The 22,511-nt window shown below is 58.6% G+C and carries 25 protein-coding genes and 1 pseudogene; 17 read left to right on the top strand and 9 right to left on the bottom strand.

Annotated features, from left to right (window positions below):
• The 9 genes and pseudogenes from AC1ECN_RS34645 to AC1ECN_RS34605 form a co-directional block, all read left to right on the top strand.
• Positions 1 to 416 (top strand): annotated as a pseudogene (locus tag AC1ECN_RS34645) (conjugal transfer protein); the annotation flags it as partial.
• The gene (locus AC1ECN_RS34640; protein WP_477955553.1) at positions 413 to 616 is read left to right on the top strand and encodes a hypothetical protein; all 204 of its coding nucleotides are present in this window, start codon (positions 413 to 415) and stop codon (positions 614 to 616) included. The pseudogene AC1ECN_RS34645 and the gene AC1ECN_RS34640, both read left to right, overlap by 4 nt.
• Before the next feature lie 8 nt (positions 617 to 624).
• Entirely contained in the window at positions 625 to 1,698 is a 1,074-nt protein-coding gene (locus AC1ECN_RS34635) for a TrbL/VirB6 family protein (protein ID WP_477955551.1), read from the top strand.
• A 28-nt stretch (positions 1,699 to 1,726) separates the two neighbouring features.
• Entirely contained in the window at positions 1,727 to 2,461 is a 735-nt protein-coding gene (locus tag AC1ECN_RS34630) for a VirB8 family type IV secretion system protein (RefSeq protein ID WP_477955549.1), read from the top strand.
• Positions 2,462 to 2,469: 8 nt separating this feature from the next.
• Complete coding sequence (locus tag AC1ECN_RS34625; protein ID WP_017958540.1) at positions 2,470 to 3,288, top strand: TrbG/VirB9 family P-type conjugative transfer protein; 819 nt, start codon at positions 2,470 to 2,472, stop codon at positions 3,286 to 3,288.
• A gap of 11 nt (positions 3,289 to 3,299) precedes the next feature.
• Entirely contained in the window at positions 3,300 to 4,634 is a 1,335-nt protein-coding gene (gene virB10, locus AC1ECN_RS34620; protein WP_477955547.1) for a type IV secretion system protein VirB10, read from the top strand.
• Positions 4,631 to 5,680 (top strand): P-type DNA transfer ATPase VirB11, encoded by a 1,050-nt coding sequence (virB11, locus tag AC1ECN_RS34615; protein ID WP_477955545.1) that lies wholly within the window; start codon positions 4,631 to 4,633, stop codon positions 5,678 to 5,680. The genes virB10 and virB11 overlap by 4 nt, the downstream gene beginning before the upstream one ends.
• The gene (locus AC1ECN_RS34610; protein WP_477955543.1) at positions 5,649 to 8,372 is read left to right on the top strand and encodes a type IV secretory system conjugative DNA transfer family protein; all 2,724 of its coding nucleotides are present in this window, start codon (positions 5,649 to 5,651) and stop codon (positions 8,370 to 8,372) included. The genes virB11 and AC1ECN_RS34610 overlap by 32 nt, the downstream gene beginning before the upstream one ends.
• Before the next feature lie 59 nt (positions 8,373 to 8,431).
• Entirely contained in the window at positions 8,432 to 8,764 is a 333-nt protein-coding gene (locus AC1ECN_RS34605; RefSeq protein WP_063473590.1) for a hypothetical protein, read from the top strand.
• A gap of 48 nt (positions 8,765 to 8,812) precedes the next feature.
• Here AC1ECN_RS34605 and AC1ECN_RS34600 read toward each other — a convergent pair whose 3' ends face one another.
• The gene (locus AC1ECN_RS34600) at positions 8,813 to 10,183 is read right to left on the bottom strand and encodes a hypothetical protein (RefSeq protein ID WP_477955541.1); all 1,371 of its coding nucleotides are present in this window, start codon (positions 10,181 to 10,183) and stop codon (positions 8,813 to 8,815) included.
• A 9-nt stretch (positions 10,184 to 10,192) separates the two neighbouring features.
• Positions 10,193 to 10,486: a hypothetical protein gene (locus AC1ECN_RS34595; protein WP_477955539.1), complete on the bottom strand. Its 294-nt coding sequence runs from the start codon at positions 10,484 to 10,486 to the stop codon at positions 10,193 to 10,195.
• A 423-nt stretch (positions 10,487 to 10,909) separates the two neighbouring features.
• Between AC1ECN_RS34595 and AC1ECN_RS34590 the strand changes: the two genes are divergently transcribed.
• A complete protein-coding gene (locus AC1ECN_RS34590) occupies positions 10,910 to 11,251 on the top strand; it encodes a helix-turn-helix domain-containing protein (RefSeq protein ID WP_017958548.1) in 342 nt (113 codons plus the stop codon).
• Positions 11,252 to 11,287: 36 nt separating this feature from the next.
• Here the strand turns inward: AC1ECN_RS34590 and AC1ECN_RS34585 are convergent, their stop codons facing one another.
• The 6 genes from AC1ECN_RS34585 to AC1ECN_RS34560 are packed head-to-tail and all read right to left on the bottom strand — an operon-like array spanning position 11,288 to position 14,496.
• Positions 11,288 to 11,833, bottom strand: coding sequence for a hypothetical protein (locus AC1ECN_RS34585; RefSeq protein WP_477955537.1), 546 nt, complete (start codon positions 11,831 to 11,833; stop codon positions 11,288 to 11,290).
• Between the two features lie 19 nt (positions 11,834 to 11,852).
• Positions 11,853 to 12,224 carry a hypothetical protein gene (locus AC1ECN_RS34580; protein WP_063473587.1) on the bottom strand — a complete coding sequence of 124 codons (372 nt, stop codon included), beginning with the start codon at positions 12,222 to 12,224 and terminating at the stop codon, positions 11,853 to 11,855.
• 8 nt (positions 12,225 to 12,232) lie between these two features.
• Positions 12,233 to 12,547, bottom strand: coding sequence for a hypothetical protein (locus AC1ECN_RS34575; protein ID WP_017958551.1), 315 nt, complete (start codon positions 12,545 to 12,547; stop codon positions 12,233 to 12,235).
• A gap of 25 nt (positions 12,548 to 12,572) precedes the next feature.
• Positions 12,573 to 13,169: a thermonuclease family protein gene (locus AC1ECN_RS34570; RefSeq protein ID WP_477955535.1), complete on the bottom strand. Its 597-nt coding sequence runs from the start codon at positions 13,167 to 13,169 to the stop codon at positions 12,573 to 12,575.
• Entirely contained in the window at positions 13,166 to 13,798 is a 633-nt protein-coding gene (locus AC1ECN_RS34565; RefSeq protein ID WP_477955533.1) for a thermonuclease family protein, read from the bottom strand. Before AC1ECN_RS34565 ends, AC1ECN_RS34570 begins: the two co-directional genes overlap by 4 nt.
• 17 nt (positions 13,799 to 13,815) lie before the next feature.
• Entirely contained in the window at positions 13,816 to 14,496 is a 681-nt protein-coding gene (locus AC1ECN_RS34560; protein ID WP_477955531.1) for a thermonuclease family protein, read from the bottom strand.
• 128 nt (positions 14,497 to 14,624) lie between these two features.
• On the opposite strand from AC1ECN_RS34560, the gene AC1ECN_RS34555 reads away from it, so the two are divergent.
• The 5 genes from AC1ECN_RS34555 to AC1ECN_RS34535 all read left to right on the top strand — a co-directional run bounded on the left by AC1ECN_RS34555 (position 14,625) and on the right by AC1ECN_RS34535 (position 18,683).
• Positions 14,625 to 15,023: a hypothetical protein gene (locus tag AC1ECN_RS34555; RefSeq protein ID WP_477955529.1), complete on the top strand. Its 399-nt coding sequence runs from the start codon at positions 14,625 to 14,627 to the stop codon at positions 15,021 to 15,023.
• A gap of 100 nt (positions 15,024 to 15,123) precedes the next feature.
• Positions 15,124 to 15,894 (top strand): ParA family protein, encoded by a 771-nt coding sequence (locus AC1ECN_RS34550; protein ID WP_043294337.1) that lies wholly within the window; start codon positions 15,124 to 15,126, stop codon positions 15,892 to 15,894.
• A gap of 4 nt (positions 15,895 to 15,898) precedes the next feature.
• Positions 15,899 to 16,300, top strand: coding sequence for a hypothetical protein (locus tag AC1ECN_RS34545; protein WP_477955527.1), 402 nt, complete (start codon positions 15,899 to 15,901; stop codon positions 16,298 to 16,300).
• A gap of 3 nt (positions 16,301 to 16,303) precedes the next feature.
• Positions 16,304 to 16,696, top strand: coding sequence for a hypothetical protein (locus tag AC1ECN_RS34540; RefSeq protein ID WP_477955525.1), 393 nt, complete (start codon positions 16,304 to 16,306; stop codon positions 16,694 to 16,696).
• Positions 16,662 to 18,683, top strand: coding sequence for a relaxase/mobilization nuclease domain-containing protein (locus tag AC1ECN_RS34535; protein ID WP_477955524.1), 2,022 nt, complete (start codon positions 16,662 to 16,664; stop codon positions 18,681 to 18,683). The genes AC1ECN_RS34540 and AC1ECN_RS34535 overlap by 35 nt, the downstream gene beginning before the upstream one ends.
• Here the strand turns inward: AC1ECN_RS34535 and AC1ECN_RS34530 are convergent.
• Entirely contained in the window at positions 18,680 to 19,357 is a 678-nt protein-coding gene (locus AC1ECN_RS34530; protein WP_130817672.1) for a hypothetical protein, read from the bottom strand. The genes AC1ECN_RS34535 and AC1ECN_RS34530 overlap by 4 nt on opposite strands.
• A 324-nt stretch (positions 19,358 to 19,681) precedes the next feature.
• Between AC1ECN_RS34530 and AC1ECN_RS34525 the strand changes: the two genes are divergently transcribed.
• Both AC1ECN_RS34525 and AC1ECN_RS34520 read left to right on the top strand, forming a co-directional pair.
• Entirely contained in the window at positions 19,682 to 21,292 is a 1,611-nt protein-coding gene (locus AC1ECN_RS34525) for an RcgA family putative transporter (RefSeq protein WP_477955521.1), read from the top strand.
• On the top strand, positions 21,282 to 22,319 hold the full coding sequence (locus AC1ECN_RS34520) for an RcgR family putative quorum lactone hydrolase (RefSeq protein ID WP_477955520.1): 1,038 nt from the start codon (positions 21,282 to 21,284) through the stop codon (positions 22,317 to 22,319). The genes AC1ECN_RS34525 and AC1ECN_RS34520 overlap by 11 nt, the downstream gene beginning before the upstream one ends.
• Positions 22,320 to 22,511: the final 192 nt, after the last annotated feature.

The raw sequence follows: 22,511 nt of genomic DNA, 5'->3' as shown, positions 1-22,511 counted from the left end.
ATACCGTCAAGGGCGGGGAGCTCTCAGGCGCCAACCAGGCCTATTCGCAAGGGGTCAATGCCTTGACGACGATGACGGCGCTGACGGATGCGATGAACAGCGCAACGAAGGATCGGCAAAACTCGTTCATGCAGGCGACCGAGAAGATCGGCACGGCTCAGGATCTGAAGGGTGCGCTCGAACAGAACACCCAGATGGTGCTGCAGGGCAACCAGACCGCAAACGAAGCCGTTGGCTCCCTCAACAACCAGGTCATGCTGCTGAACCAGCAATACAAGGCGGCSCTCGCCACYTCRTCSCAGAACCTCAAGACCTTCGCGCCGCTTCCCGACAGTGTCATGCGGGATGAGGGCTTGGAGCAGCAGGGGGCCTCGGTTCGCGATCAGCTGAAGGCGTTCGAGGAGCAGGAGCAGTGAGGCTGACCCTCATCCTCGCGTTTTGTTGCGCGGCCTTCAGTGGCTGCGGCGGCAAATACGAACAGCTGGCGAAATGCTCGGCCGACGAAAATCCCGTGCCGGCGCTCGGCTACGACAGAGCCCCACAACCAGCGCCGCCGGAACAGGCGCTGGCGAGAGTGGTCAAAGACGATTGCGGCCCGATGCGGCCTGTCAATTAGGACGCGACATGGATCCAGTCAGCTACGCGATCAATTTCTATGGCGACGCGCTCAGATATTTCGATAAGATCAACGAAGCCTCGCTTGAACGCGCGTGGGGCATGTTTGCCCAGCACAGCAATCTTGTCTCCGGCATCCTGGCGATCTTCCTGATCCTCTACTTCCTTTGGGGTGCCCTCGGACTGTCGAGCGTATCCCTGCAGGACATGGCGGTTACGGCCTTCAAGATCGCGCTCGCCTATGCGCTGATCATGTCCTGGGCCACTTTCTACGACAATATCGGCCAGTTCGTATTGTCCTCGCCACAGGATCTTGGCTCGGCTATTTCCTCGGCAATGGGCGGGCAGTCGGCCGGGTCCGATCTTGCCCAGCAGGTCGCCAGCATGGCGCGCAAGGTCTACGACTTCGCCATGCAACTCTTCAATTCCTATGAATCCGGCTGGCTTCCGAATGTCACCGGCGCTGTGGTCGTGTTCATCGTTCTTGTGTTCGGGCTGCTGCCGATGCTGCTGATCCTTACCGGCGTGACGCTGTTTGCCAAGATGATAACCGCCGTCATGCTGGCGATCGGACCGATTGCCATCCTCTGCTACTTTTTCGGCATGACGCGGTTTGTCTTCGACGCGTGGGTGAGGGGCATTGCCTACGGCATGTTCATGCTGCTCTTCACCTATATCATGGCCGGTCTGTCCTTCGGCTTTCTGATCGGCATGATGGACACCATCAACGGCGACATGGCGACCAAGGAAAACGCACTCGCGATCGTGCTTGCCATGGTGCTTTACCTGGCGCTGATCTCCTATTTCATTTTCCAGGTTCCCGACTTCGCCAGAACCTTTTCCTACGGCACGGCGATCTCCGGCGTGCCGGGTGGCGGCGGTGTCGATACCGGTTACAGCGCCGCGCGCAGAACACTTGCATCCAGCAATTCGAGAACCGGGCAGGCGGCGGCCGTCGCCCTTGGCATGCTGAGTGGTCCGAGAGGCGCCCTGACGGCGGCAGCGCTTGCCGGCCGCGGCAGTGTGGCCGGCGTCGGGACGCTCGGCCGGATGTTGGCCAATCGCCGCCGCAACAGCGAGTGAACGAGACACCGAAATTTGAGGGTAACACTTGGCATTGTTCAGAAGACGGATAACACCTGCGCCGACCGACCATATCCCCGGGCCACAGGAAATCTATGATCTGCACCGGTCCTGGGGGGAGAAGAACCGCTCGCTTCGGACCTTGATCGGTCTCATCCTGCTTGCCTTCGCCGTAGCCGGCTGGGCTATCGCCGGGATACTCTCTTTTTCGGTGGCGCAACTCTTTCCGCTTGTCCGCACCGAGGTCGTGCCCCTGATCGTGGACAAGAATACGGGCTACATGGAGACCGTGACCACGCTCGACAGGGATCGATCGAGCGTCTCGGATATCCAGGCCGTTCGCGCTTCATTCGTCGGCAACTACGTCATCCGCCGCGAGACCTACGATCCCCGCTATCTCTCGGACAACTTCGACATGATCGCGCTCTGGTCGGAACCGAACTCGGACGCCTTCAAGGAGTATGAGGCGTGGATGAACCCGAGCAATCCTCGAGGGCCGGTGAAGACGCTGGGTGCCACCGGCGACATTCGGCCGGAAATCTTGTCGGTCAATCCTCTCAATGCCTCGACCATGGCCGTCCGATTTGAGACTCGGGAGCGCCAGCGCGGTGGCGATGTCATCAATCGCTGGTCTGCTACGGTGCGCTACCGGCAGATCAATCTTCCCGCCAGTAACCGGGTTCGTTTGTACAATCCGTTGGGCTTTGTCGTCACCGAATATGCAAGGGTCCCGGAAACCATGCCGTCGGGGCCGGCCCAATGATAAAACGGATGGCGGCGCTTTCATTCGTACTGCTGCTGGGGACCACGGTCGGCCATGCCGAACTGGTCGCACGTCCGGGAAGGCTCGATCCTCGGGTTCGCTCGCTTCCCTATTCGGCCGAGCAGGTCTTCCTGGTGACCGGCACCTACGGGATGGTGACGACGATCCTCTTCAGCGCCGACGAGGAGATTACCCAGGTCGTTGCCGGCGACACCGTCTCCTGGCAGATCCTTACCTCGGCCGACCGACGTTCCCTGACCTTGAAGCCGATGGAAAAGGACGCTTCGACCAATCTGTCCGTCGTCACCACCAAACGGACCTATTCTTTCGATCTGCGCGTCAACGACAGCAAGGTGATCCAGAACCAGACCTTCAAGCTGCAGTTCACCTACCCGGAAGACGCCGGGCTGAAAGGAACGGCGGAACTCTGGAAGCAGGCTCAGGACGCTGAGCGCAATCCGAACCTGAAGAACATCCGTCGCGACAAGGTCAACTACGACTATGGCTTCAAGGGAAGCGATGCGGCAAAGCCGCTTTGGGTGTTCGACGACGGATTGAAGACCTTCATGAAGTTCACCGGCGACATTCCGGCGATCTTCATCGTCGACCGGAAGCGTCGCGAGAGCCTCGTGAACTACCGCCGCGAGGCCGATTATATCGTCATCGACACCGTCTCGCGGCAGTGGTCGCTGCGCTATGGCACCGAAGACGAGACCTGCCTGTTCAATCTGCGCACCGTTCCCGCCGATATTCCAGCACCGATCGAAGGTGCGGTTGCGCCAAAGCGGATCGGTGCCGGCGGTTCCTCGCAACAAGCTCAACATTAGGAAAGCGCGCCATGTCGGATCCAAACTATCACTCGCTCGACACCGATAGCGCAATCGGCGGTCCGGTCCGGCGGAGCGGCGTCGGTCTCATGCGGCCGATCGCGGTTATAGCGGCCATCGCCGGCATAGGCGTCGTCCTTTATTTTCTTCTTGCCGGAGGCGAGCAACCGCCGGCGATCGACACGACACCGCGTGAGGAGTTCCGTCCGGTCCAGACACCGAGGAATGAAGGCTTCAGAACACCGGCCCCGCCGCCGCTGCCGACGGTGGTCGTTCCGGAAGCACCGCCGCCCCCTCCGCCCCCGCCAGCGCCCGTCGTTCCGGCGGCTGCACCGGTTCTACCACCGGCTGAGGTCGACTGCGCCAGAGGCAAGAACCGGGACAATCCCCGCTGCATCGAGCTCGCGCGGCAAGCCAAGCTGCTGGAGCGTGTTCGCTCCTCCGCCATGGTCTTCGATCAATCGGATCAGAGGAACGGTGCGGCGCGGGCATCGACTGACGCCACGGGTTCGGGACTGTTCGGCGCCGGCGATCCGTCCGGGGCTCAAACGGCAGCATCCGCGAACGGCGGCGGCGCGGTCGACAATGATCGTGCTTTCCTGAAGGCGATGGCCGGACAGGGTGTCGAAGTTTCAGTCGCAACCGACAACCGCCGCACGGACGCTTGGATCCCGCAGGGCACGATGATCCGCGGAACGCTGGAGACGGCGATCAATTCAGACCTCGCCGGCATGGTGAAGGGGATTGTGCGCGACGATGTCTATTCGTTCGATGGTCGTCGCATCCTTATACCGGCCGGATCGTCCCTGATCGGCGATTATAAATCCGGCGTCGAGCGGGGACAGGAGCGGATCCTGATCGTCTGGACACGGATGATCCGCGGAGACGGCGTTTCGGTGCAGCTCGGCTCCTATGGCACCGATCGGCTTGGGCGCTCGGGCATGACGGGTGTCGTCGACCGCAAGTACTGGGAACGGTTCGGGCCGCCGGCGATGATGACGTTGATTGGTGGCGCCACTCAGTACATCGCCCAGCTCGGCCAGAAGCAGGACCGCAACATCACGATCGTCAATACGGATGGAACGGTGACGAGCGTTCCTCAGGATAATGGAAGCACGTCACAGGATCGTGCCCGTGAGATCGCCGCCGAGACGATTGCCTCCGGCATCCAGCAGCTGGGGACAGAAGCCTTCCAGGACAGCCGCAATATCCGACCGACGATTCATATCCCTCAGGGCTCCGACATCAATGTCTTCGTCACACGCGACCTCGACTTCGCCGGACTTTATCCGGACCCGGTACGCGAAGAATTCGAGCGGCTGCGCAGAAGGAAGCTTGGCAAATGAACGCGCGCCCGTCGATTTCGGCCGAACAGCACTTTCTGTCCGAGGCAATCGAGCCGATCCGGCCGTTTCTCGACGATCCCGGAGTGGTCGAGATCTCCTGCCAGCGCAGCAATGAGATCTGGCTCGAGCGTATCGGCCAGCTCAGCATGGTGAGGCAGGACGTGGAGGGTCTCGATCAGGATGCGATCCGCCATATGGCCTCGCGCGCCGCCTCGTTCACCAAACAGACCGTCAATGCGGAGCATCCGCTGCTATCGGCGACGCTCGTCAATGGCGAACGCGTGCAGTTCGTGCTGAACCCGACTTCGGCGACGGGCCACGCCTTCTCCATCCGCAAGCAATTCATCCGCCGTTTCGATTTGAACGACTATGAGAAGGCTGGCGCGTTCCGCTTCACCAAGGTGACGGGAGACGACTATATCGACGACGTCGATATCGAGCTGTCGCGGCTGCTGCGAGCCGGCAAGGTTCGCGCCTTCCTGGAGCTCGCGGCAATCAATCACCGCAGCATGCTGATTTCGGGCGGCACCTCCACCGGCAAGACGACCTTTCTGAATACGATGCTCACCGCCATTCCGAACCACGAGCGCTTCATCCTCATGCAGGACACTGCCGAGCTGGAGCCGCAGCAAGAGAATGTCGTGTCGCTGCTGGTCTCGAAGGGTGGCCAGGGCGAGGCGAGGGTGACGATGGGGGATCTGCTGGCCACGGCGCTCCGTCTCAGACCGGACCGGATCTTCATGGGCGAGTTGCGCGGCGCCGAGGCCTTCGACTTTTTGAACGCCATCAATACAGGGCATCCAGGTTCGATGTCGACCATCCACGCAAACTCACCGCACCACGCGTTCAACCGGCTGTCGACGCTGGTGCTCAACAGCAACGTGCGCATGGAGCGCGACGATATCATTCGATACATCCGCTCGATCATCCCGATCGTGGTCCAGTTGAAGAAGAGCGATGCCGCCGGCGGTCGAGGCGTCAGCGAGATCTACTTTGCCGATGAGGTGGACGAAAATGGCAAGCGTATCCACGCACACCGAGATTGACCGTCCGAAGTGGACCGGTTTGCAACGCGCATCGTTATTTACCTTGCCGGTCGCACTGCTCTGCGTCGTTCTCCTGTGGCTTGCCTTCTTCACGCTAATCTACGACGCCTACATCACCTCATTCGGCTCTTCGTCCTACTTCGATTATGTGGGACAGGCGCGCTTGATCGACGCCGCCCGCTATACCTGGTCGATCATCCATGTCCGCAACACGGTCGGGCTTTCGCTTCTGGCCTTCGCCCTTGCCTTGCCATTCCTGTTTTTCTTGGCTTGCATCTGGATGCTGAAAGGTGGCAGGGCGATGTCGCGCAAGATCCTCTATCTCCTGCACATCCGGTCGATGTTCAGCCTGATTGCGCACACGGCTCTCCTCTTCGCCGCCGCTTATGCCGGTGTCATCGTCTATGGCGTGGCCTTCTATTTGGTTGCCACCAAGGCCGGTGAGCATGCCGAAATCGCCAGCTACTATGGCAATCATCTGGCCGCGATGTATCAAGCGCCGTTCGGGGCAACGGATGCAGCCGGTGCCTATCAGAAGCCGTCTCGACAGACAGTGCTTGCCGCGCTCGCGGGTCTCGCTGCCGCCGGTGCCATCGTCGGATTTCCGATCGGCGCGGCAATCCAGAAACGTCAGCGGATGATCATGGGTAAGGCACGCCTAGCCACCTTAAAGGACGCGGCGGACTTTCGGCTGCGCGACAAACACGGCATCGTCCTTGGGCTGAAACAGGGTTTGCTTTTGCGTAACGACGGCGACCAGCATGTCATGGTGATCGGTTCGCCGGGGCAGGGCAAGTCGCGCGGCTTCGTCGTTCCGACGATGATGAGCTTTCAGGGATCGCAGGTCGTCCTCGACATGAGTGGCGAACTCTTCGAGGAGACCTCCGGTTACCTGAAAGGCAAAGGATACGAGGTTTTCCTGCTCGCGCCGGGATCGAGATACACCGACGGCTACAATCCGCTCGACCTGATCAGTGACGAGCCGAACCAGCGGATCACCGACTTGCAGAAGCTAACGCAGATGCTGCTGCCGGAACGACTGCGTTCGGATTCCTCCGACTTCTGGGAGGAGAGCGCCAGGATCCTGCTGACCGCGATGCTCGGCTTCGTGCTCGAATGCCCTGATACCCGCAAGTCGCTCAGCGAGCTCTATCGCATCCTCAACTCGATGTCGGACGAGCGCAAGGCGATCATCCAGTTATTGGAAAATTATGAGCCGGTTCTCTCCGACCAGACCCGGATGCAGCTGACCAAATTCGCCGGCCGGCACGAAAAGCTCGGGGAGGGGATTGCGGCTGAGATCGTCGCCAAGCTCAACTTTCTGCAGAACCCGTTGGTGGAAGCGCTGACCTCGATCACCACGATCCCGATCGAGACCATCAGAAAGCGTAAGCTCGCCATCTACATCCAGGCTGACTGGAACGCCATGCAGATCTACGAGCGCCTGATCTCGATGTTCATCCAGCAGATGGCCGACAAGCTCGTGCAGATGGGACCGTTGCGCAACGGTGAGCATGAAGTGCTGATGATGCTCGACGAATTCGGCAACGGCGGCCGGATCGATACTGTGCTGACGCTCGCCCCGCTGATCCGCAAGAATGGGGTTCGCTTCGTCTTCATCCTCCAGGACGGCGCCCAACTCGAACGGTTGTATCAGCGCTCCGGCCAAAAGATCCTGATGGGCGCTTCGACGATCAAGCTGTTCATGAATTTCCAGAACCAGGAGGATGCGACGGCTGTCTCGATGGCCGCCGGCAAGACGACGGAGTGGGTCGAGCAATCGTCCTATTCGCATCGTCACGGCCGAAGGCAGCGGTCGATATCGAAGGTGCCGGTCTCTGTCGATCTCCTTCCCGTCAATACGCTGATGATGATGAAGCCGGAAGAAGCGATCCTGCAGGTCACCGGCATGCCGCTGATGCGCATCATGAAGCTTGATTCAAGCGGTGAGCGGATGTTCTCGAAAATGCGAAAGTTCAAGCCGGTGAAAAGACCTTGCATGGAGCCGGTTGCATGGACAATCGCCGACAGCAGGTCAGCTGCGGCGGCTCCGCCCGCGACGGGCGCTCATATCCATTTTGAGCGCTTCGTCGTCAAGGATGCTGTCCGCCATGTCTACATCTCCTCGCTTGACGAGCTGCGTCATCGCCTGGATCTCGACGAGACACGCGAGGCCGGCGTGACAGAAAAAGAGGTGCCGGAGGAAGAAAAGAAGCAACCGGGAGGCAAGCGAAAGGGAGATCCGGCGAACGGAAAACGAAAGCGCGGCATGCCGAAAACTTCTGGTGCCGCTCGCGAGAGTGACATCGATCTCGATATCGACGAGGAGAAGCTCAGCCGCAATGTCTATTCGGGCTCACCGGCACATCGGAGCGTTCGATCCAAACAGACCAATGGTCCACCGGATCATATCGATCCTCGGCCGGTGGCGTCTGTTCTTCAGCGGCAGGAGGTCAGAGACGTATTCGGGGCAGATCTTACCGCGTTGAACGAGGTGATCTTCCAGCAGGCCGAAGGGAATGCACTTGAGCCGGTCGAGCTCAACGCGGATGTCGAGCTCTTGATAGGGAGCCTGTCGGATCGGCTCACCGAGGGCAGTTCGAAAGCCTACCTGCGCCAGTTCGCTAGCTTGGCGCGGGATCCGCTGGGCGAGGATCGGGAGCAATCTGGGACCGAGGCGCATTCTGAGTAGATGCGACGTCGCCCGCAACGACGCAACACTGCGTCCCCATCTTGCAGGGAGAACGTTACATGGGTGAGATCCGACATCTCTTACACCGCAATTTTTCAAAAAGTGGTCATCTCGAACGAATTGTCGCTGCCGCCAAGGCTGACGCCGGCTTTTGGCTGATGGTGAAGGAGCGCGAGATGGAGAGGCAAGCGATCGGAGCCGAAGTTGACCTGGAGGGCGATGGTGAGGATGCGATCGACAAGTCGGCGCCGGCGAGCCTGACGCCCACGATCACAGAACTGGCTGACGACCTCGTCTCGCGCATGTTCGGAACTTGCTCACCCGAGGTGCTGGTGATCATCCAACAGGCGCTCCTCGATGCCGCGAGAGTCGAGCTGAGCGGTGTCCGGTGAAGGCCGATCAAACGCTGCGGAAGATGGCGACCACAATTGATCTTCAGGTCAGGATGTCGTCATCGGATGTTGGCTGGCCTGACGAACTTGATCGATCACCCAGTGTTGTAGACGCTTGGCGGTGTCTGCAGCCTCGGCCTCCGCGAGGTCCTYGGGAAAAATGCCAAAGATCGGCCCGAGATGCTTCATGCGAGGCAGCGTCCTTTCCTTGGCTTCCCGATATTCGTCGGTCTCCATCCCAAATGCTTCGACGATGAGGTTCACCGGCCGGGATCGTCGATACGACGCCTCCAATATGAAGTCCGGTCTGCACAGTCCAATCGGAGTTTCTAATGCGAATAGCGGCTTGGTGATCTTGATGCGAAGATCCGGCGCGGCGTCGAAGAGAGCTTGCTGTAGCCAGAACAACAGATGCGAAACATCTCTTTCGAATCCCGATTCCACCGGAAAGAGCGTGTCGCCGTTATAAACCGGCTGCGCATAGGCCTGGATCGCCCGCACCGGTCCTTCGTCATCCTCCTGAAAATCGACGTTCAGCAAGGTCAGGAACGGACCTCTGAGTGCGGGATCGCCACGCAATGGCTGGCGGACCTTACCGAGCAGATCTATCTTTCGTGAGGATGACGCCGGCATGATCGCCTGCGCGGAGATGCTTTTCGCAAACAGCAACATAAAGCCAGTTCGCCGAAGGCTCGCCGGCCAGTCGGGACGAGAGGTCCAGAGCAACCGCTGCCAACGGCTATCTGGATCCCAGTAATCCGCGGCCCATGTCGACATCAGTGCGTTCAGTGTCCAGGTCCGCAGCACTCTGAGCTCCCTCGCTGCGGAACGTATCCCCGAGAGCTGACCTCCCAGCGCAAGTTCGGGATTGTCCTGCAGGGGCGGAATGACATTCGTACCTGCCTTGTCCAGCATCCGCCACAGGATGCCGCCAAGTCTGGAAGGACGGTCGTTTCGTTCTCTCGATCGGGTGGGATCGTCGTCCGAGAGATCAGCAAGACGGTTGGGAATGGCCGGAAGGGCGTCGATATAGCTGCGCTCGGGTTTTGGCAGCGGGCGGATCTGATAKCGACGATCGAACAGCGGGGGAGCAGCGTCCTTGTCTACATGGAACGGGCACGTTTGCGCATGGTTTGGACGCTCTTCATGCCGGTGCGGGTCCGCCTCCTTCGGGGTCAGTCGTCGCAGCGTAAATATACGCTCCTGTTGGATCGGTGCGAGCAATGGCTGCAAGCCAGCGGCGAGGCAATCGCATTCAATCCAGCCGTCCACCACTTTGGCGCGTTTGATGACCGAAAGCGCAATAGCCTCATCTTCCTTGGATGCAGCGTTGCCATACCAGGCACGCAACGCGGTTGCCTCTCGGCCGGACAGGTCGGCAAGTGGATGCGCTGGACTGTTGCGAACGACGATCCGCATGCCAGACCTTCAATAGCCGAGGAGCCAGAGCCGATATCCGAGATATCGCACACCGGCGGCGCCGCTTACGGCGACGATCGTCTCTCCCCAAGCTCGGATGTTCCAAGCCCTGCCTTTGTCGACGCGCGAACCTTCGAGCACAGCCGAAAGGAAGGCATAGACCGGGATCATCATCGCGTAGCCCAGCGTGATGCTGTCTCGGATTGCGATGCGCGCGGTAAAGAAGACCGATCCTAGAACCAGGGTCGCCACACATAGCCGCCGCATGTCAAATCGATAGCCACCCTTTTTGAGCAACGTCATCAAGAGCATCCTCCTTCGAAAATAATCTCGAAAAATATAACTGCAGTATAAGTGACGAGCGACCTGCGGCAAGGGACGAATCTATGGAGGGACCTCTCCATGAGAATTTGCGCTGAAGACGGCGCTAGCGGGCTCGGCGATCCTAGGAAGCTCCGCCATCCGAGGAGGCTCCGCCATCCCCTTGCAGGGCGTGATCGTCGCGGTGTAAGACGTGGAACGAAGTTGTGAACGGTTGGATGCAAGAGAGAGGCAACAAAGGGTTTACACTTGGTCATTGTGGTCTCTAGCCGGCGTCAGGCATTGGATGAGCAGTAGAATTTCAAACAAGTCCCGGACCAGCAGCTGCGGCAGCATCCTCTGTCGCCGGGATGAAACGTCTCATCGTGCCGTATCGAGCACTTCTTCCGCCAGGGAAGGCGTTCTATGTCTCGTGTGAAAGACGATCCGTCCGGCAACGCAGTGGACGTTTCGACATTGGAGGCGCTGTCGTTTCAAGAAAGGCTCGCGATCGGCCTGCGCCGATTGAAGGCCGAGCGGGGCTTGTCGAACAAGGATCTGGCCGAGCAGCTCGGTGTGTCGGAGGCCTATATGTCGCAAGTGACCCGCGCCATGCGTGACGTCAAGCTGTCGACCCTCGACAAGATGCAGCGCGAGTGGAACGTCATTATCGAGGATTTGCTCAGGGTCACCGAAGACGATCTCTCTCGGATAGAAGCGTTGAAAGCGCGCCGAGGGAAGAAAAAAGCTCCCGAGACCACGTCATGATTTTCCTGTCATAGCGCACGATCGGCCTGCGCGAATTTAGTGATCGAGGTTAAACCAGAACCTTTCCTTCACGCCTTGGTCGTTCGGGATATCGAAGAAATAGGGATCGGCGCGCCGCGGTCGCGGCGTGGCAACTTGCTGGATGCAGCCATCATGGCCGTTGCCGAAACTACGCTCTATCGTCATACCCGACTGTCTCGTGTGGGCATTGCGCTCGATCGGTGATCGGCAGACATCGACTGTTTTGATGCACTGGTCGGGCTCGCCGCGCCAGCCACCGTCGCCTTGCGAGCTATAGCCGACCGTCGTTCCGGCCGGGCAATCCTCGTAGTTTTCCCGCCCCGGCTTGCCGGCCTTAGCCTCATGGCAAATCGGCCAGGAAAATCCCGGTTCCTTCATCGCGGCAATGAGCCTTGTCATAGGTGGAACGCAATAGGCAACGCCGTGCCATGACGGTTTTTTTGATGCCGCACACAACAGAACCTGGCATCCCCACGAGGCGTCCTCGGCTTTTGCGCCGCCGGCAAGGGCGCCAAGCGCTGCAGCTGTCAATGCTGCGACCAAAATCAGGAACCGTCTCATAATTCGCCTCCGTTATCGACTATTGGATTTGCGCCCAGGCACCGTCGATCCTCGCAAACGAAAGCACGCCCGGTTGCGCTGAGCCGGCAAAGGAGCCTGACGTGGTTGTGATGATGCCGGTACAGGTGACGCCAGGTATTGCCTCGCGCGGTTTGCACTCCGAAATCCTGATCGAACGGCCTGACTTCGCGATCGCGGTGCTTGCCTCTTCGTCACTCGGCGCGTCGACGGCCAACGGTTGCTGCGCCGCCTCCTTCAGCCGGGCGATCTCTTGTTTCAGCTCGGCGATATGACCGGTTCGCGCCAGCTCACTGATCGCATATCCTCCCGCTAATCCAGCAAGCAGGGCGATGGCGGCAGCAATCTCCACGGTATTGGGACGCTTAGCCATCGGGAGCCTCAATACCCCTCGATGCCAAGCCGCTTGAGGACAGCGACTGGATCGGTCTCGCAGACCTTCTTCCAGTCCGCGTGTTTGGCGCAGGCGTAGGCGTATTGGCTAAGGTCTGCCGATGACAGATCGGCAAGCCTGTTACCGATTGCCTTCCATTGCTGCACGTCCGCCGGATCGCAGCCCGCGCCTCCTGCGCCGCAAAAGTTCGGATCGCGCTGTTCGCTGGGATTAGGCGTGGCTCCATCTTGCGCGCCGCTTATGATCGGTGCGAGGACGAGCAGGAACGCTGCAATACTGAGGGAACCAAAGATACGATTCATCCAATCTCCTTGCACGGCTTTGAGTTCAGCGCGCCGTTTGGGTAACAGGCAACGGCAGTGGAAGGCCTGTGTCGGCTTCTGGTGAATGGCCGTCCTGCTTTTCTGCGGTCGCCTTCGATGCGGTATAAAGCCAGGGAGGAAGCAGGTCCGGTGACGACCAGACGCCATATCCTAGTCCTCTAGCTTTTCGCTCGATATCGAAATAGGCAGGGACCTGGGGTTCATTGCGGTAATTGAAGGCATAGCCGATACCTTCCGCAATTGCCGTCGCTGCCAGATTTGTCTCGCCGACAAAGCAATGGGCGATCAGCACTTTGTTGGTGTCGCGGCCAACCGGCGCGCAGTTGACGTTCTGCCCAAGTGTCCGGAGGATCATCCAGGCATGCGAAACCTGACCGGCAGGCCACTCCACGCCATCACTGGTCGCCGTCTGTTCAAGGCGGGGGGCTTCATACCCTGCCAGGCGGACGATCTGTCGGCTCTTGACGAATTCGAACGTGGTCGCATCTACGACCTGAACCTTGCCGTAGATCTGACGCGGCACATCGGATGGGCGGCTTTGCGCAAGCAACGCTGTCGGGGCCATCGCGAGCCATAGCATCAAGGCGACCGCAACTCTCATTGCTGTGCTCCCGCCTGTTGTTGGAGAACCGCGACCGGGTGCGGCAGGTCCGAATAGGCCCAAAGTCCTGCGCGCGCCGAACGCGCACTTTCCTCAGCAATCCTGTAACCTGGAACAATCAGTCGCCCCGCGCTGTCGACGGCGGCAAATCCCCAGCCTTGTGCGATCATATAGGTTGCCAGATCGTAGTGATGCTGGCCCGTCGTCGTCTGGCATGCGACGACGGCGTTATTCTGGTCGAGATTTCTGATAGTCGTGCAGACGGGTCTCGTGTCCCGGATCAATGCCTGGGCCATGATGAGGTCGAGTTCACCGCAGTCACGGACGACGCCGGCAGAGACGGTGACATTGGTTCCGCGAAGACAGGCCTGCAGGCCATAGAGGCGATAGCGTCGACCACCGGAGATCCAGGTGTCGCCGGTCTCGAATTGCGCCTCCGTGGGGAACGGAGCGAATTTAGGCTGATCGCCACCGACGTCAACGGCCGAGGGAAGGTCGGCTTGCGAGGCCTGAACAGGAATGACCGGGGGCGAGACATGCGGCTCGCGGGCGACGTTGCCGTGGGGGAGCATCGGCATGATCGTCGTGGCAGCATAGAGGCCGGAAGCTGTGATCGCGGAAATGAACATGAGAAACCCGATCCGCATCAATTGGTTGACGAATTGACCGGGTAGCGTTCCCCATAGGGATGCGTGAGTTGGCCGTTGCCCCAGATGCCGGCTTGTTCACCGCGTGCGGCGTCCTCGGCTTGCAGATATTCCGGAAAGACAGGCCGACCGGCGCGGTCACGGGCAGCGAATGCCAAGCCTTTGCGGATGAGCGCCTCGGAGAGCGATCGCACCACGCCATTCTCGACGAAAAAACACTCAGCAAAACGCACGGCTGGTCTGCCGGGATTTTGCGCGAAAACGTGGCAAGGGAATGCATCGCCGGCACCTGCCTTTGCCTCATCGAGGGTCGCAGTCATGCCGGCAAGCGAGATCATGGCACAGGTCGTCGGCATTCCGGCAAATTCCATTGGTTCGGTCGAGAGGCAGCCCTGGGCGCCAGCCAGTTTGATGACGGCACCATCGGCGCCGAGAAAGGCACTGCCGCTCAGCGCGGCTTTTGGACTAACGGTTTGGAGATCAAGTCGGGACGCGATCGATGAGGTGTCGAGCGGCATTTGTGGTCCGGGGATCAGATCCCGGCCCTGTGCATAGGCATTCTGATAGTAGCTGACAAACTCAAAGGCCGTGTCGGCCCGCGCGGCAAAGGGCAGGGCAATCAGGGCGCCTAGAAGGGTGCAAAAGAGGAGGCAGTCGAACCGCCATGCGCCATTGTTCATGCTCGCATCCGTCACCTGTTGACTGTTTTGAGAATGCACGAAATTATACTGCAGTGCAAGTCTGGAAAATGTCCGAGGATTGCAGTATGTGTTGTCGGACACTGGAAACGTGCAGATGGAGAAAAGTGATGTCGGCGGCAAGAAAGGCGCTTAGGGTCGTTGTTTTTCCATTCCGGGCGGCATGGTTTCTGATGTTGATCGCGAACTTTCTGGCCGTCTCGGGCGTCTGCCTTCTCGTCGCGGCCTTCGTTGCATATGGCATCGCCCTGGCGTTTTCCTATGCCTTTCTGCCCGCAGAATGGACGCAGGCACTATGGCGATGGGCAGCGGATCTGTATGCCCAGTCTTCCTGGTTCAGAGCTGCCGCACTCGTTTTCTTCACGCTATTTTTCTTGCCCATCCTCCGATTTTGGCCGGCGAGGGATTCGGTGGCGGATGCGGCGCGTGAGCGTGAGATCACACAGCTGAATGACGATTTGATCGCAGCGCGGCAGCAGGAACAGCGACGAGCCAGACTTCGGGCCTGAAAGGGGAGGCTGCTGGCACGGTTGCAGCGCGCTGGATCCCACAACGTCCTTGTCGGCCGCCACTGCGATTGAACACAGTCCGCAGCGCCGGCGAATTTTGATGCAAAGGGTGAGGAATTTCATGGCAGTCAAACCACTTTCGCTTGCTATCTCAACGTTCAAAGGTGGTGCAGGAAAATCGACCTTGAATGTCAACCTTGCAGCGGAGTTCGCCCAACAGGGACACAGAACGCTGCTCATTGATTGCGATGAGCAGGAGTCATCGACACGCTGGTACAATGTCTCGATGAAGCGCGGCTTACTTCCGAGCGATGGCACGTTGCTGCATCTGCGAGTAGCTCCCGTCGATCGGTTTCGGGACCGGTTGGCTGAAGCGCCCGAGGCGGATATTCGCATCTACGACGTTGGCGGCTACGTCCACCAACGCGCAATCGAGGTCTATCACGAGTGCGACGCAGTCCTCATTCCGATTATCCCGGAACCGACCGCCGCGACATCAGCGATCAAGGTCGCGACCATTTTGAAGGAGATATCCAAAAAACGGCCCCAAGGACCGATCCCTTATGCGGCGATCTGGAACTACGTCGACATGATCGCTCTCAAGCACAATCGGTCGCTTCCGGAAGTTCACGCAATCCTGACCAGCGGTAAGATTCCCATGGTGGAGACGGTCATCCGCAAGAGCAATCATTTCAGCGACGTCGGAGCCGGCTTCGGTTCGCTCTATTCCAAGCTCGCCAGCATTGAGAACAACTCGTCGCTGACGCCATCGGCCAAGCGCCGGGCCTCAGAGAGCGTGCTCGATGCGATCGATCTCGTGAAGAAGATCAACAACGAATTCATCTGCCTCCTGCAGGCGGAGGCGGCTTAGAGAGATGGCGGGGGAAAGAACACCGGCCGGCAACATTCTAGCCCTTACCCGGTCGAGAGAGGAGCAGGCGAAGGAGGTGGAGGACACCGCCACCTCCTATATGCCGACCAATATCGACCTTGAAACGCTCATGCCCGATGAGGCTCTCGAAGAGTCGGGAGAGAACGTCGCGCCCGGCGTCAGGTCACCGGACGTCCGCACTCCGGACAAAAATCGACGACGTGAGCGATTGGCCGCCGAGGGAGCCTCAGCGGCAGGGGACACCACGAAACGGAAGCGGATCTCGCTGTATCTCGATGACGACGTGCTGACAAAGATCTTCCGAGTTTCACTGGAGCGCCACGAGCAGCTATCCTCCGCGACGCATCGGCTGATTGTCGAGGCTCTGAAGGCGAGGGGGCTTTAGTCGATGCGTGAACCGGCTATCATGTTCCGCCTGCCCGCTCACGTCCTGAGCAACGTCGAAGCCCTCGCGCAGAGACTTGGGGTTTCCGTCAACATCATCGCGAAGCTCATCGTCACCAGAGAGATCATGCACATTCCGGCGATGCTCGAAGAACATGACCGGCAACTGGCAAACTTGCACCAGTTTCTGCGCGAGCTCGCCTTTCGCAACGAGGAATTTCTTGTCGAACAGGGACGGAGAGGCGCAGCAGCAGAGGCGATCACGGAAAAGCTCAACGAGGTGATGACCGCTCTCGATGCCATCCGCGATGCCGCCTTTATTCGGCCCTCCACCACTATCGCCGATCTAATTAGGAGCCACGATGAACGACCTGTCCAGAAGTCGCTTCGCATCTAGATCGCAAGGTCGTCGGCTGCCGAATTATTTCGATATCATTGAAGACGAGTTGCGGCGGCGCGGGGGCGGCGGCGGTGGATCAGCGAAGCCGCCGACCTTTACGAAATCTGCCTCACCCTCCGCCAAGCATCCGGGCGCTGCCTCGGCGTTTAGCCGTGCGGCCGGCAACAATGCGGTKGTCGTCAAGGTCTTGTCTTATGGTGCCGGCGCGAGTTCGGCCCGCAACGTTCTCTCCTATCAAAGCAAGGAGGAGAAGGCCCTTGACCAGGATGGCCGGGAGGTCACCGATCTCAATGCCGCCGTCCGATCCTGGGAGCGGGAGTTTGGCAACCGAAAAGGCAGCCAGGATATTCTCCGTCTGACCTACGAGCTTGAAAAAGCCAACCGCGAGCACTTAGGGCGCGCTCTCGCTTCGCTGGCGGAGGATGGGTTCCGTCAGCCGGGCGACGGCGATCGAACCTATGCCTTCAGCGTCAGCGAGGGTGTGAAGGGGCAGACCCGTCTGCAATTTGCTCTGGTAATTGCCCACGAGAAGAAGGACAGGTCGGATCGAAGCAGCGCCAATCGTATTCCTGCAGAAATCGATGATGTCCGCGCGATCGATGAGCGACTCGACAAGGTATTGCGCGGCGCCGGTATTACTCCGGTTTCGCGCTATCCCGCTGAATTCTCCTCCGGGCCCAAAGGCCTGACCGCCACCCTACATGCGATGCAACGGGCAGGGGCGGAGGTAACGCTGTCGACGAAAACACACCTTAGAGACCGCCCTGGCAAGAGCGGCCGTTACGAGCGCGGCGGAGAACGGCGCGAAGTCACGACCAAAGACCACAAGGAATTGACGGCCGAGGGCAAGGTCGTCGGTGCTCTCATGCAGACCCGCCAGCCGCGGGACTTCATGCACCTGTTGCTCTCGGGGCYGGCCAACGTTGATCGCGACCGGTTCATCCTGGCGGGCCGAGTTTTCCTGAGGGAGCAGTTTGAGGGCCACCGCTACGCCTATGCCGTCCATAATCGCAATGATCTTGAAAAGCATCCGCACCTGCATGTCATCGTTGCGCTGCGCAACGCGAGCGGAAAGATGCTCAACCCCAATATCCGCGACTTCACCGAATGGCGGGTCCGTTTTGCTGACAAGGCGCGGGAGCGCGGCATCCCGATCGATCGGCAGAAGCGCCTCGAACGTGCTGGCCCGCCGCCCGTCAAACGATGGGAGTGGGAAATGTTTCGCCGGATGGGAGCAACGGCGCCGTCGAACGTCGTCGAAAAGGTAATGTCCAAGCTCCGCGACACGCCGACGGCGCCGAAGCGTGAGGAGGCCAGGACGCGCTTCGACCAGAGCCGGCGTTCGGTCGGGCACGTCATTCGCATGCTGGATGGTATTGCCAAGGACCGCGGTGCACCGAGCACCGCACGAGAACTCAGCCAGGATCTGTCCATCGGGCTTCGGCGCGAATATGGGCGGCTTAAAACAGCGGTCCGCGAAGGCCGTGATCCCACACGAGAGAAAGGCGAGGACCACATGTTGCGATCCACACCCATTAGTGCCGCGCAAGCAAAGGCGGCGAAGGAAACGCTGGCGAACACCGCGCTCACGGTTGCCGCGAAGATTGCCAATCCATCTGATCGGCTGATCTTCGAGCAGGCGACGAAGATCATCGGCAAAGTCGTCGGGCTGCAGCTCGACTCACGCGTTGACAAGAATCGAGACCGAACGGAGTCTGGCAGGGATAAGCGGAGTTCGGACAGCCTCGAAACCAAGTCGGCTGCCGGTCGCGATCATCTTGCGGAGCAGGGCGTGGTTATTAGGAGTTCGAACAACCGTTCTCTCGACGCATCGCGCATCGCCCGGTCTAATGCGGAGCATGACGCGCCGGAAACAGATCGTTCGAATCGGGAGCGCCCGAAACCCCAGCAGCGGGATCGCGACATACCAAAATCGATCAAGCTTCGCCCGCCTCAGGAGAAGGACAGGGACCGCACCCGCTAACCCTGCGAACCGCACTGTTGGCCACAGTTAAGCTCTCCAGCGATGGACCAGCCCAACGTCGCCTGGATCTTGGCGCGGAGTCGCTGGACCTCCGTGGCTTCAGGCGGAGACAAATTGGGGACACGCTTTCGGGCCGCACCCTGAGCGGTTCCCTCGCTTCGGTTGTTGAAGTAGTCGATTACCGAGACACCCGCATCGTCGGCAGCGAGGCTACCAGCGGTCGAGCTGCCGATGAAAACGGTTTCCTTCCTGCCGATCCCATACCGCTCCATAACTTGGAAGATCGCTCCGGCGCCAGCCTCCTGTTGCCGATCCGCTTGGCGCTGAAGGCCGGTTCCGCTTGCATGTGGGACGTCACTCCATGTCACCCAGAAATCCGGTATGGCACATCTGATGCTCAGTAATGCGTCAAGCAATTCGGTCAGGGTTGCGAATTCTGATCTTCCATAGGCACCCGCGTCCATCCCACGCTCGTCCGAAATAAAGCCGAAACGAGCATTGAGGTGTCGCAGATGCCTTAACATTTCAACGAATTCTTCGTTGATATCTCCGAGCATGTAATCCCCGGAGGGACTAGTCTTTCTCAGGAGGGTGCCATCTCTCTCAAAAATGACGAGGCCGGTTGAACCGATCCTCCTAAAGATCCTGTCTGCATATTTTGCATGATTGTTCATTGGCTAAATTCCAAACCTTGAAGCCAGCTTCGCCATCACACGACTTCGAAATGACGCGCAGCTTCCTCTTGGGGCCAGTCGGTGGCGATTGTCGTCGTTACCCGGTTATCGGATGGGAAATCAGCGCGTTTCGGTGAGGAATCTCCGGCGTTCCTACAAGCGAGCGRCAAATTGGCATCTGTTCTGAAATCAACATCCCAAACTTCAAAATTTTGCTCCTGATAGTAGAATCGCTATGCAGTTGCGTGTAGTTGCGATACCCGTTGATCGGGCACAAACGCACGAAATCTACCGAAACGAAACGAAACCAGAGCCGGTAAGCCATTGCCAAAGAATGGAAAGTTATTTCTCCCTCCGCCGAAAGACGGAAGTGATTTCAAAGAACTCTTCAAACAATTGGCCGCGGCAGGAGCGGGCCGGCCGTTGGGAAGTGATGGCTTTCCCGCAGGCCCGTGGACGCCGGAACTTCTCGCTGAGGCGATTTCACACATCGATTCCAACCGGACCGGGGTCGATCTACGAACGGTCCAGCTTTGGTTTCAAGAAAATGAGAAGGGTATCAGCACCACCAATATTCGTTGGCTGGCAAGGGTCTTCGGGTGTGATGATCCGGTAGCAACAAGCGAATGGCAGATGGAGCTAAGTGCGGCGCAATCTCGCTTAACGGCGAAGAGGCGAGGTTTGAAGAAAGCGGGAAGCAGCCCCGCGGCAGAGGTTCCAAATCTGGCACGGAATGTCGTCGATGAGGAGATGGAGTCGCCGGCAAAGCTGGAAAGGGATACTGAGGCTAATCAGCCGAGCCGACGTTTTAATTTGGCGAGGAGGTCGGAGGCGCTATTTAGCCGCGGATCTACCTTAGATCTACCAGCGTCGGTGTTTGCGGGTGCCACCGCCCTTGGGTTTCTCTCGTATATTGTGGGGATCCACAACGCGACTTACAATCGGGCGGATGGTCTCGTCAAACAGGTAGGTTTCCTCTGGGCGCCCAATTGGACGTTCCTCTTTATGGTGTTCTTGCCACTGTTTTTTGCGTTCGTCATAGAGTTGCTGTTGTTTTGGAAAAATGAAGGACGCTTACGGATTGTAGCGGCGGGCAATCGTGTGGAAAGCGACGCCGCCTGGGCCCGAAACGTAGATGCTTCTTCGTATACATATTGGGCGGTCTTTATCGTCTGCGTGTTGTTCGCCGGTGTGTTTCAATGGATTGGTGTGTGCTTGGTCCCGTTGGTAAAAGGCGGTGGCAACTATGCGATAGATTGGGGCAAGTTAGCGCTCGTGCGGCCCGAAGTCATATCGGTGCCGATGGAGATTGTATTCACGGCGTTCGCTTATCTCTACATGTGCTTGTGCTTCTATCTCTTCTTCGTAGGTCTCATTTTGCTTCATACGATGATTAATGACCTTTGGAAAATCGGAGGAGCATCGAGGAACCGGCCGCGAATTGATTATCAATACCATGTCCATGAAATCGGCTTACGGGTGATGCGCGGAATTTTTCGGTGCACTGTTTTAGGTCTTCTGATCGCCGTATGCATGAAGGCCCAAAGCTCCTACTTGGCGTCGAATGGAAAGAACATCGTGGCTTGGCTGCTTGCCGATATGTCGTCAGCTTTGTATGAGGGCAAAGACATGGGCAAAGGATTCAGCTACAGGATGCCGACCCACTACAGCAGCCTTCTTATCGCTATTTCGACGATTATCGTTTTTCTTTACGGTTCTATCCGTCTAGGTGCCGGAAGCCGATTTCATTTTCCCATGTGGAAGATGTCAGCGGCAGTAGGGTTACTTTTTACCAGCTACCTGCTGATCGACGCATTTACAGGCTTTTCGATCCTTCTGTGCCTTGCAGTGCTGCTCGCGATGTACGGCCTCATTGATCCAGAGCTTAGGCGATGGAGAGCGAGCGACTGGGGAAGCAATCAGAATGTATCATAGTTGGCTTGATCGTTGGGATGAGCGGCGGGCAAGGCGCGGTGAGGAATCCAAGGAAATAAGCGATTTCGTCCTTGGTGCCAACCTCGCCTTCCCACGCGCCAAGAACATAGGAAGTATCGGCGAGTTTTGTGTCCTTGCGGACCAGGCCGCGGCTGATCCAGCCTTTTTCGATGAACCGAGCGGGGACGATCAGCATTTTCAACGGCAAGACGGGTGGATCAAATTTCCGTCGGACATGTCCACTGGCGTCGAAGAGAACAATGTAGTCTGGGCAAAAATCACAGAAAGCGGATCCTTCGATCAGGCGTTGGTGATTTTTCATCACTGGAATGCAAGTGCACGCAATCGTCAGATCGCCAACTTTTTCTCACAGCGTGGAATCACGGTTGTCGAGATCGCTATGCCTTATCATTTCGAGCGCAGCCGTTCCGGGTCCGTGTACGCCGATTTTATGCTTAGCCCTAATCTCGGTCGAACCATCCAGTCTGTACGGCAGGCGGTATGGGACGGGAGAAAACTCATTCGTTGGTTGAAAAGCGAAGGCTATCGAGAGATTTCTGTTCTCGGTATGAGCTTAGGTTCCTGGGTCGCAGGCTTAATCGCTGCGCGCGACTTGGCTGTGTCAAAAGCCTCGTTGTTTCTTACAGCGGGAAGTCTCGCGGATATGGTTTGGACAGGGCGCGCGACACGATCGATACGTGAAAGCCTTGAACCCGTTATTGAGCTGACCGATCTCAGAAGGGCGTGGGGTCCGCTTAACCTAGAGAATTACGCGCACAATTTGGCAAGGACCGATCTCGAACTTCACGTTGTGTTGGCTAAGAGGGACAAGGTCGTTCTGCCAGAGATATCACAAGGGTTCATGCAGAGGCTGAAGGCCGCCGGAGCTAGGCCAAACATTTTGGAATTAAACTGTGGTCACTATTCGCTCGGCATGCCGCCTTACATTTTGTTGGCTGGTTTGAGCCTGAAACGGTTTCTGTCGTTCCGCCAGGCTCAGGGCTCATTGAACAAACCCAGAAGATGACCGTTGTTGCGATCCAGATTTCCGAGAAGAGGATTTCCACACGATACTGACGCTCGGTTCCATGYGGAAATCAACAATGTTTGGATCCGGCTCTTTCCTATCAACAGGGGTGGTGGTGGGGGACGGTGCGGTGTTCGTTCCGACAGTCGGCTCGCGGGAGAGGCATCAATATGTTGTTATGTTATAACGTAT

The sequence above is a fragment of the Rhizobium sp. 01N447_2 genome, from assembly GCF_056399245.1.
This window is presented reverse-complemented; position numbering and strand designations above follow the sequence as displayed.

Coding starts and splice junctions, on each gene's coding strand:
- AC1ECN_RS34545 (WP_477955527.1), top strand. CDS start 15,899: ATGGCGGGGGAAAGAACACCGGCCGGCAACATTCTAGCCCTTACCCGG.
- virB11 (WP_477955545.1), top strand. CDS start 4,631: ATGAACGCGCGCCCGTCGATTTCGGCCGAACAGCACTTTCTGTCCGAG.
- AC1ECN_RS34575 (WP_017958551.1), bottom strand. CDS start 12,547: ATGAATCGTATCTTTGGTTCCCTCAGTATTGCAGCGTTCCTGCTCGTC.
- AC1ECN_RS34570 (WP_477955535.1), bottom strand. CDS start 13,169: ATGAGAGTTGCGGTCGCCTTGATGCTATGGCTCGCGATGGCCCCGACA.
- AC1ECN_RS34635 (WP_477955551.1), top strand. CDS start 625: ATGGATCCAGTCAGCTACGCGATCAATTTCTATGGCGACGCGCTCAGA.
- AC1ECN_RS34560 (WP_477955531.1), bottom strand. CDS start 14,496: ATGAACAATGGCGCATGGCGGTTCGACTGCCTCCTCTTTTGCACCCTT.
- AC1ECN_RS34550 (WP_043294337.1), top strand. CDS start 15,124: ATGCAAAGGGTGAGGAATTTCATGGCAGTCAAACCACTTTCGCTTGCT.
- AC1ECN_RS34585 (WP_477955537.1), bottom strand. CDS start 11,833: ATGAGACGGTTCCTGATTTTGGTCGCAGCATTGACAGCTGCAGCGCTT.
- AC1ECN_RS34540 (WP_477955525.1), top strand. CDS start 16,304: ATGCGTGAACCGGCTATCATGTTCCGCCTGCCCGCTCACGTCCTGAGC.
- AC1ECN_RS34610 (WP_477955543.1), top strand. CDS start 5,649: ATGGCAAGCGTATCCACGCACACCGAGATTGACCGTCCGAAGTGGACC.
- AC1ECN_RS34590 (WP_017958548.1), top strand. CDS start 10,910: ATGTCTCGTGTGAAAGACGATCCGTCCGGCAACGCAGTGGACGTTTCG.
- AC1ECN_RS34530 (WP_130817672.1), bottom strand. CDS start 19,357: ATGAACAATCATGCAAAATATGCAGACAGGATCTTTAGGAGGATCGGT.
- virB10 (WP_477955547.1), top strand. CDS start 3,300: ATGTCGGATCCAAACTATCACTCGCTCGACACCGATAGCGCAATCGGC.
- AC1ECN_RS34595 (WP_477955539.1), bottom strand. CDS start 10,486: ATGACGTTGCTCAAAAAGGGTGGCTATCGATTTGACATGCGGCGGCTA.
- AC1ECN_RS34625 (WP_017958540.1), top strand. CDS start 2,470: ATGGCGGCGCTTTCATTCGTACTGCTGCTGGGGACCACGGTCGGCCAT.
- AC1ECN_RS34565 (WP_477955533.1), bottom strand. CDS start 13,798: ATGTTCATTTCCGCGATCACAGCTTCCGGCCTCTATGCTGCCACGACG.
- AC1ECN_RS34580 (WP_063473587.1), bottom strand. CDS start 12,224: ATGGCTAAGCGTCCCAATACCGTGGAGATTGCTGCCGCCATCGCCCTG.
- AC1ECN_RS34555 (WP_477955529.1), top strand. CDS start 14,625: ATGTCGGCGGCAAGAAAGGCGCTTAGGGTCGTTGTTTTTCCATTCCGG.
- AC1ECN_RS34520 (WP_477955520.1), top strand. CDS start 21,282: ATGTATCATAGTTGGCTTGATCGTTGGGATGAGCGGCGGGCAAGGCGC.
- AC1ECN_RS34605 (WP_063473590.1), top strand. CDS start 8,432: ATGGGTGAGATCCGACATCTCTTACACCGCAATTTTTCAAAAAGTGGT.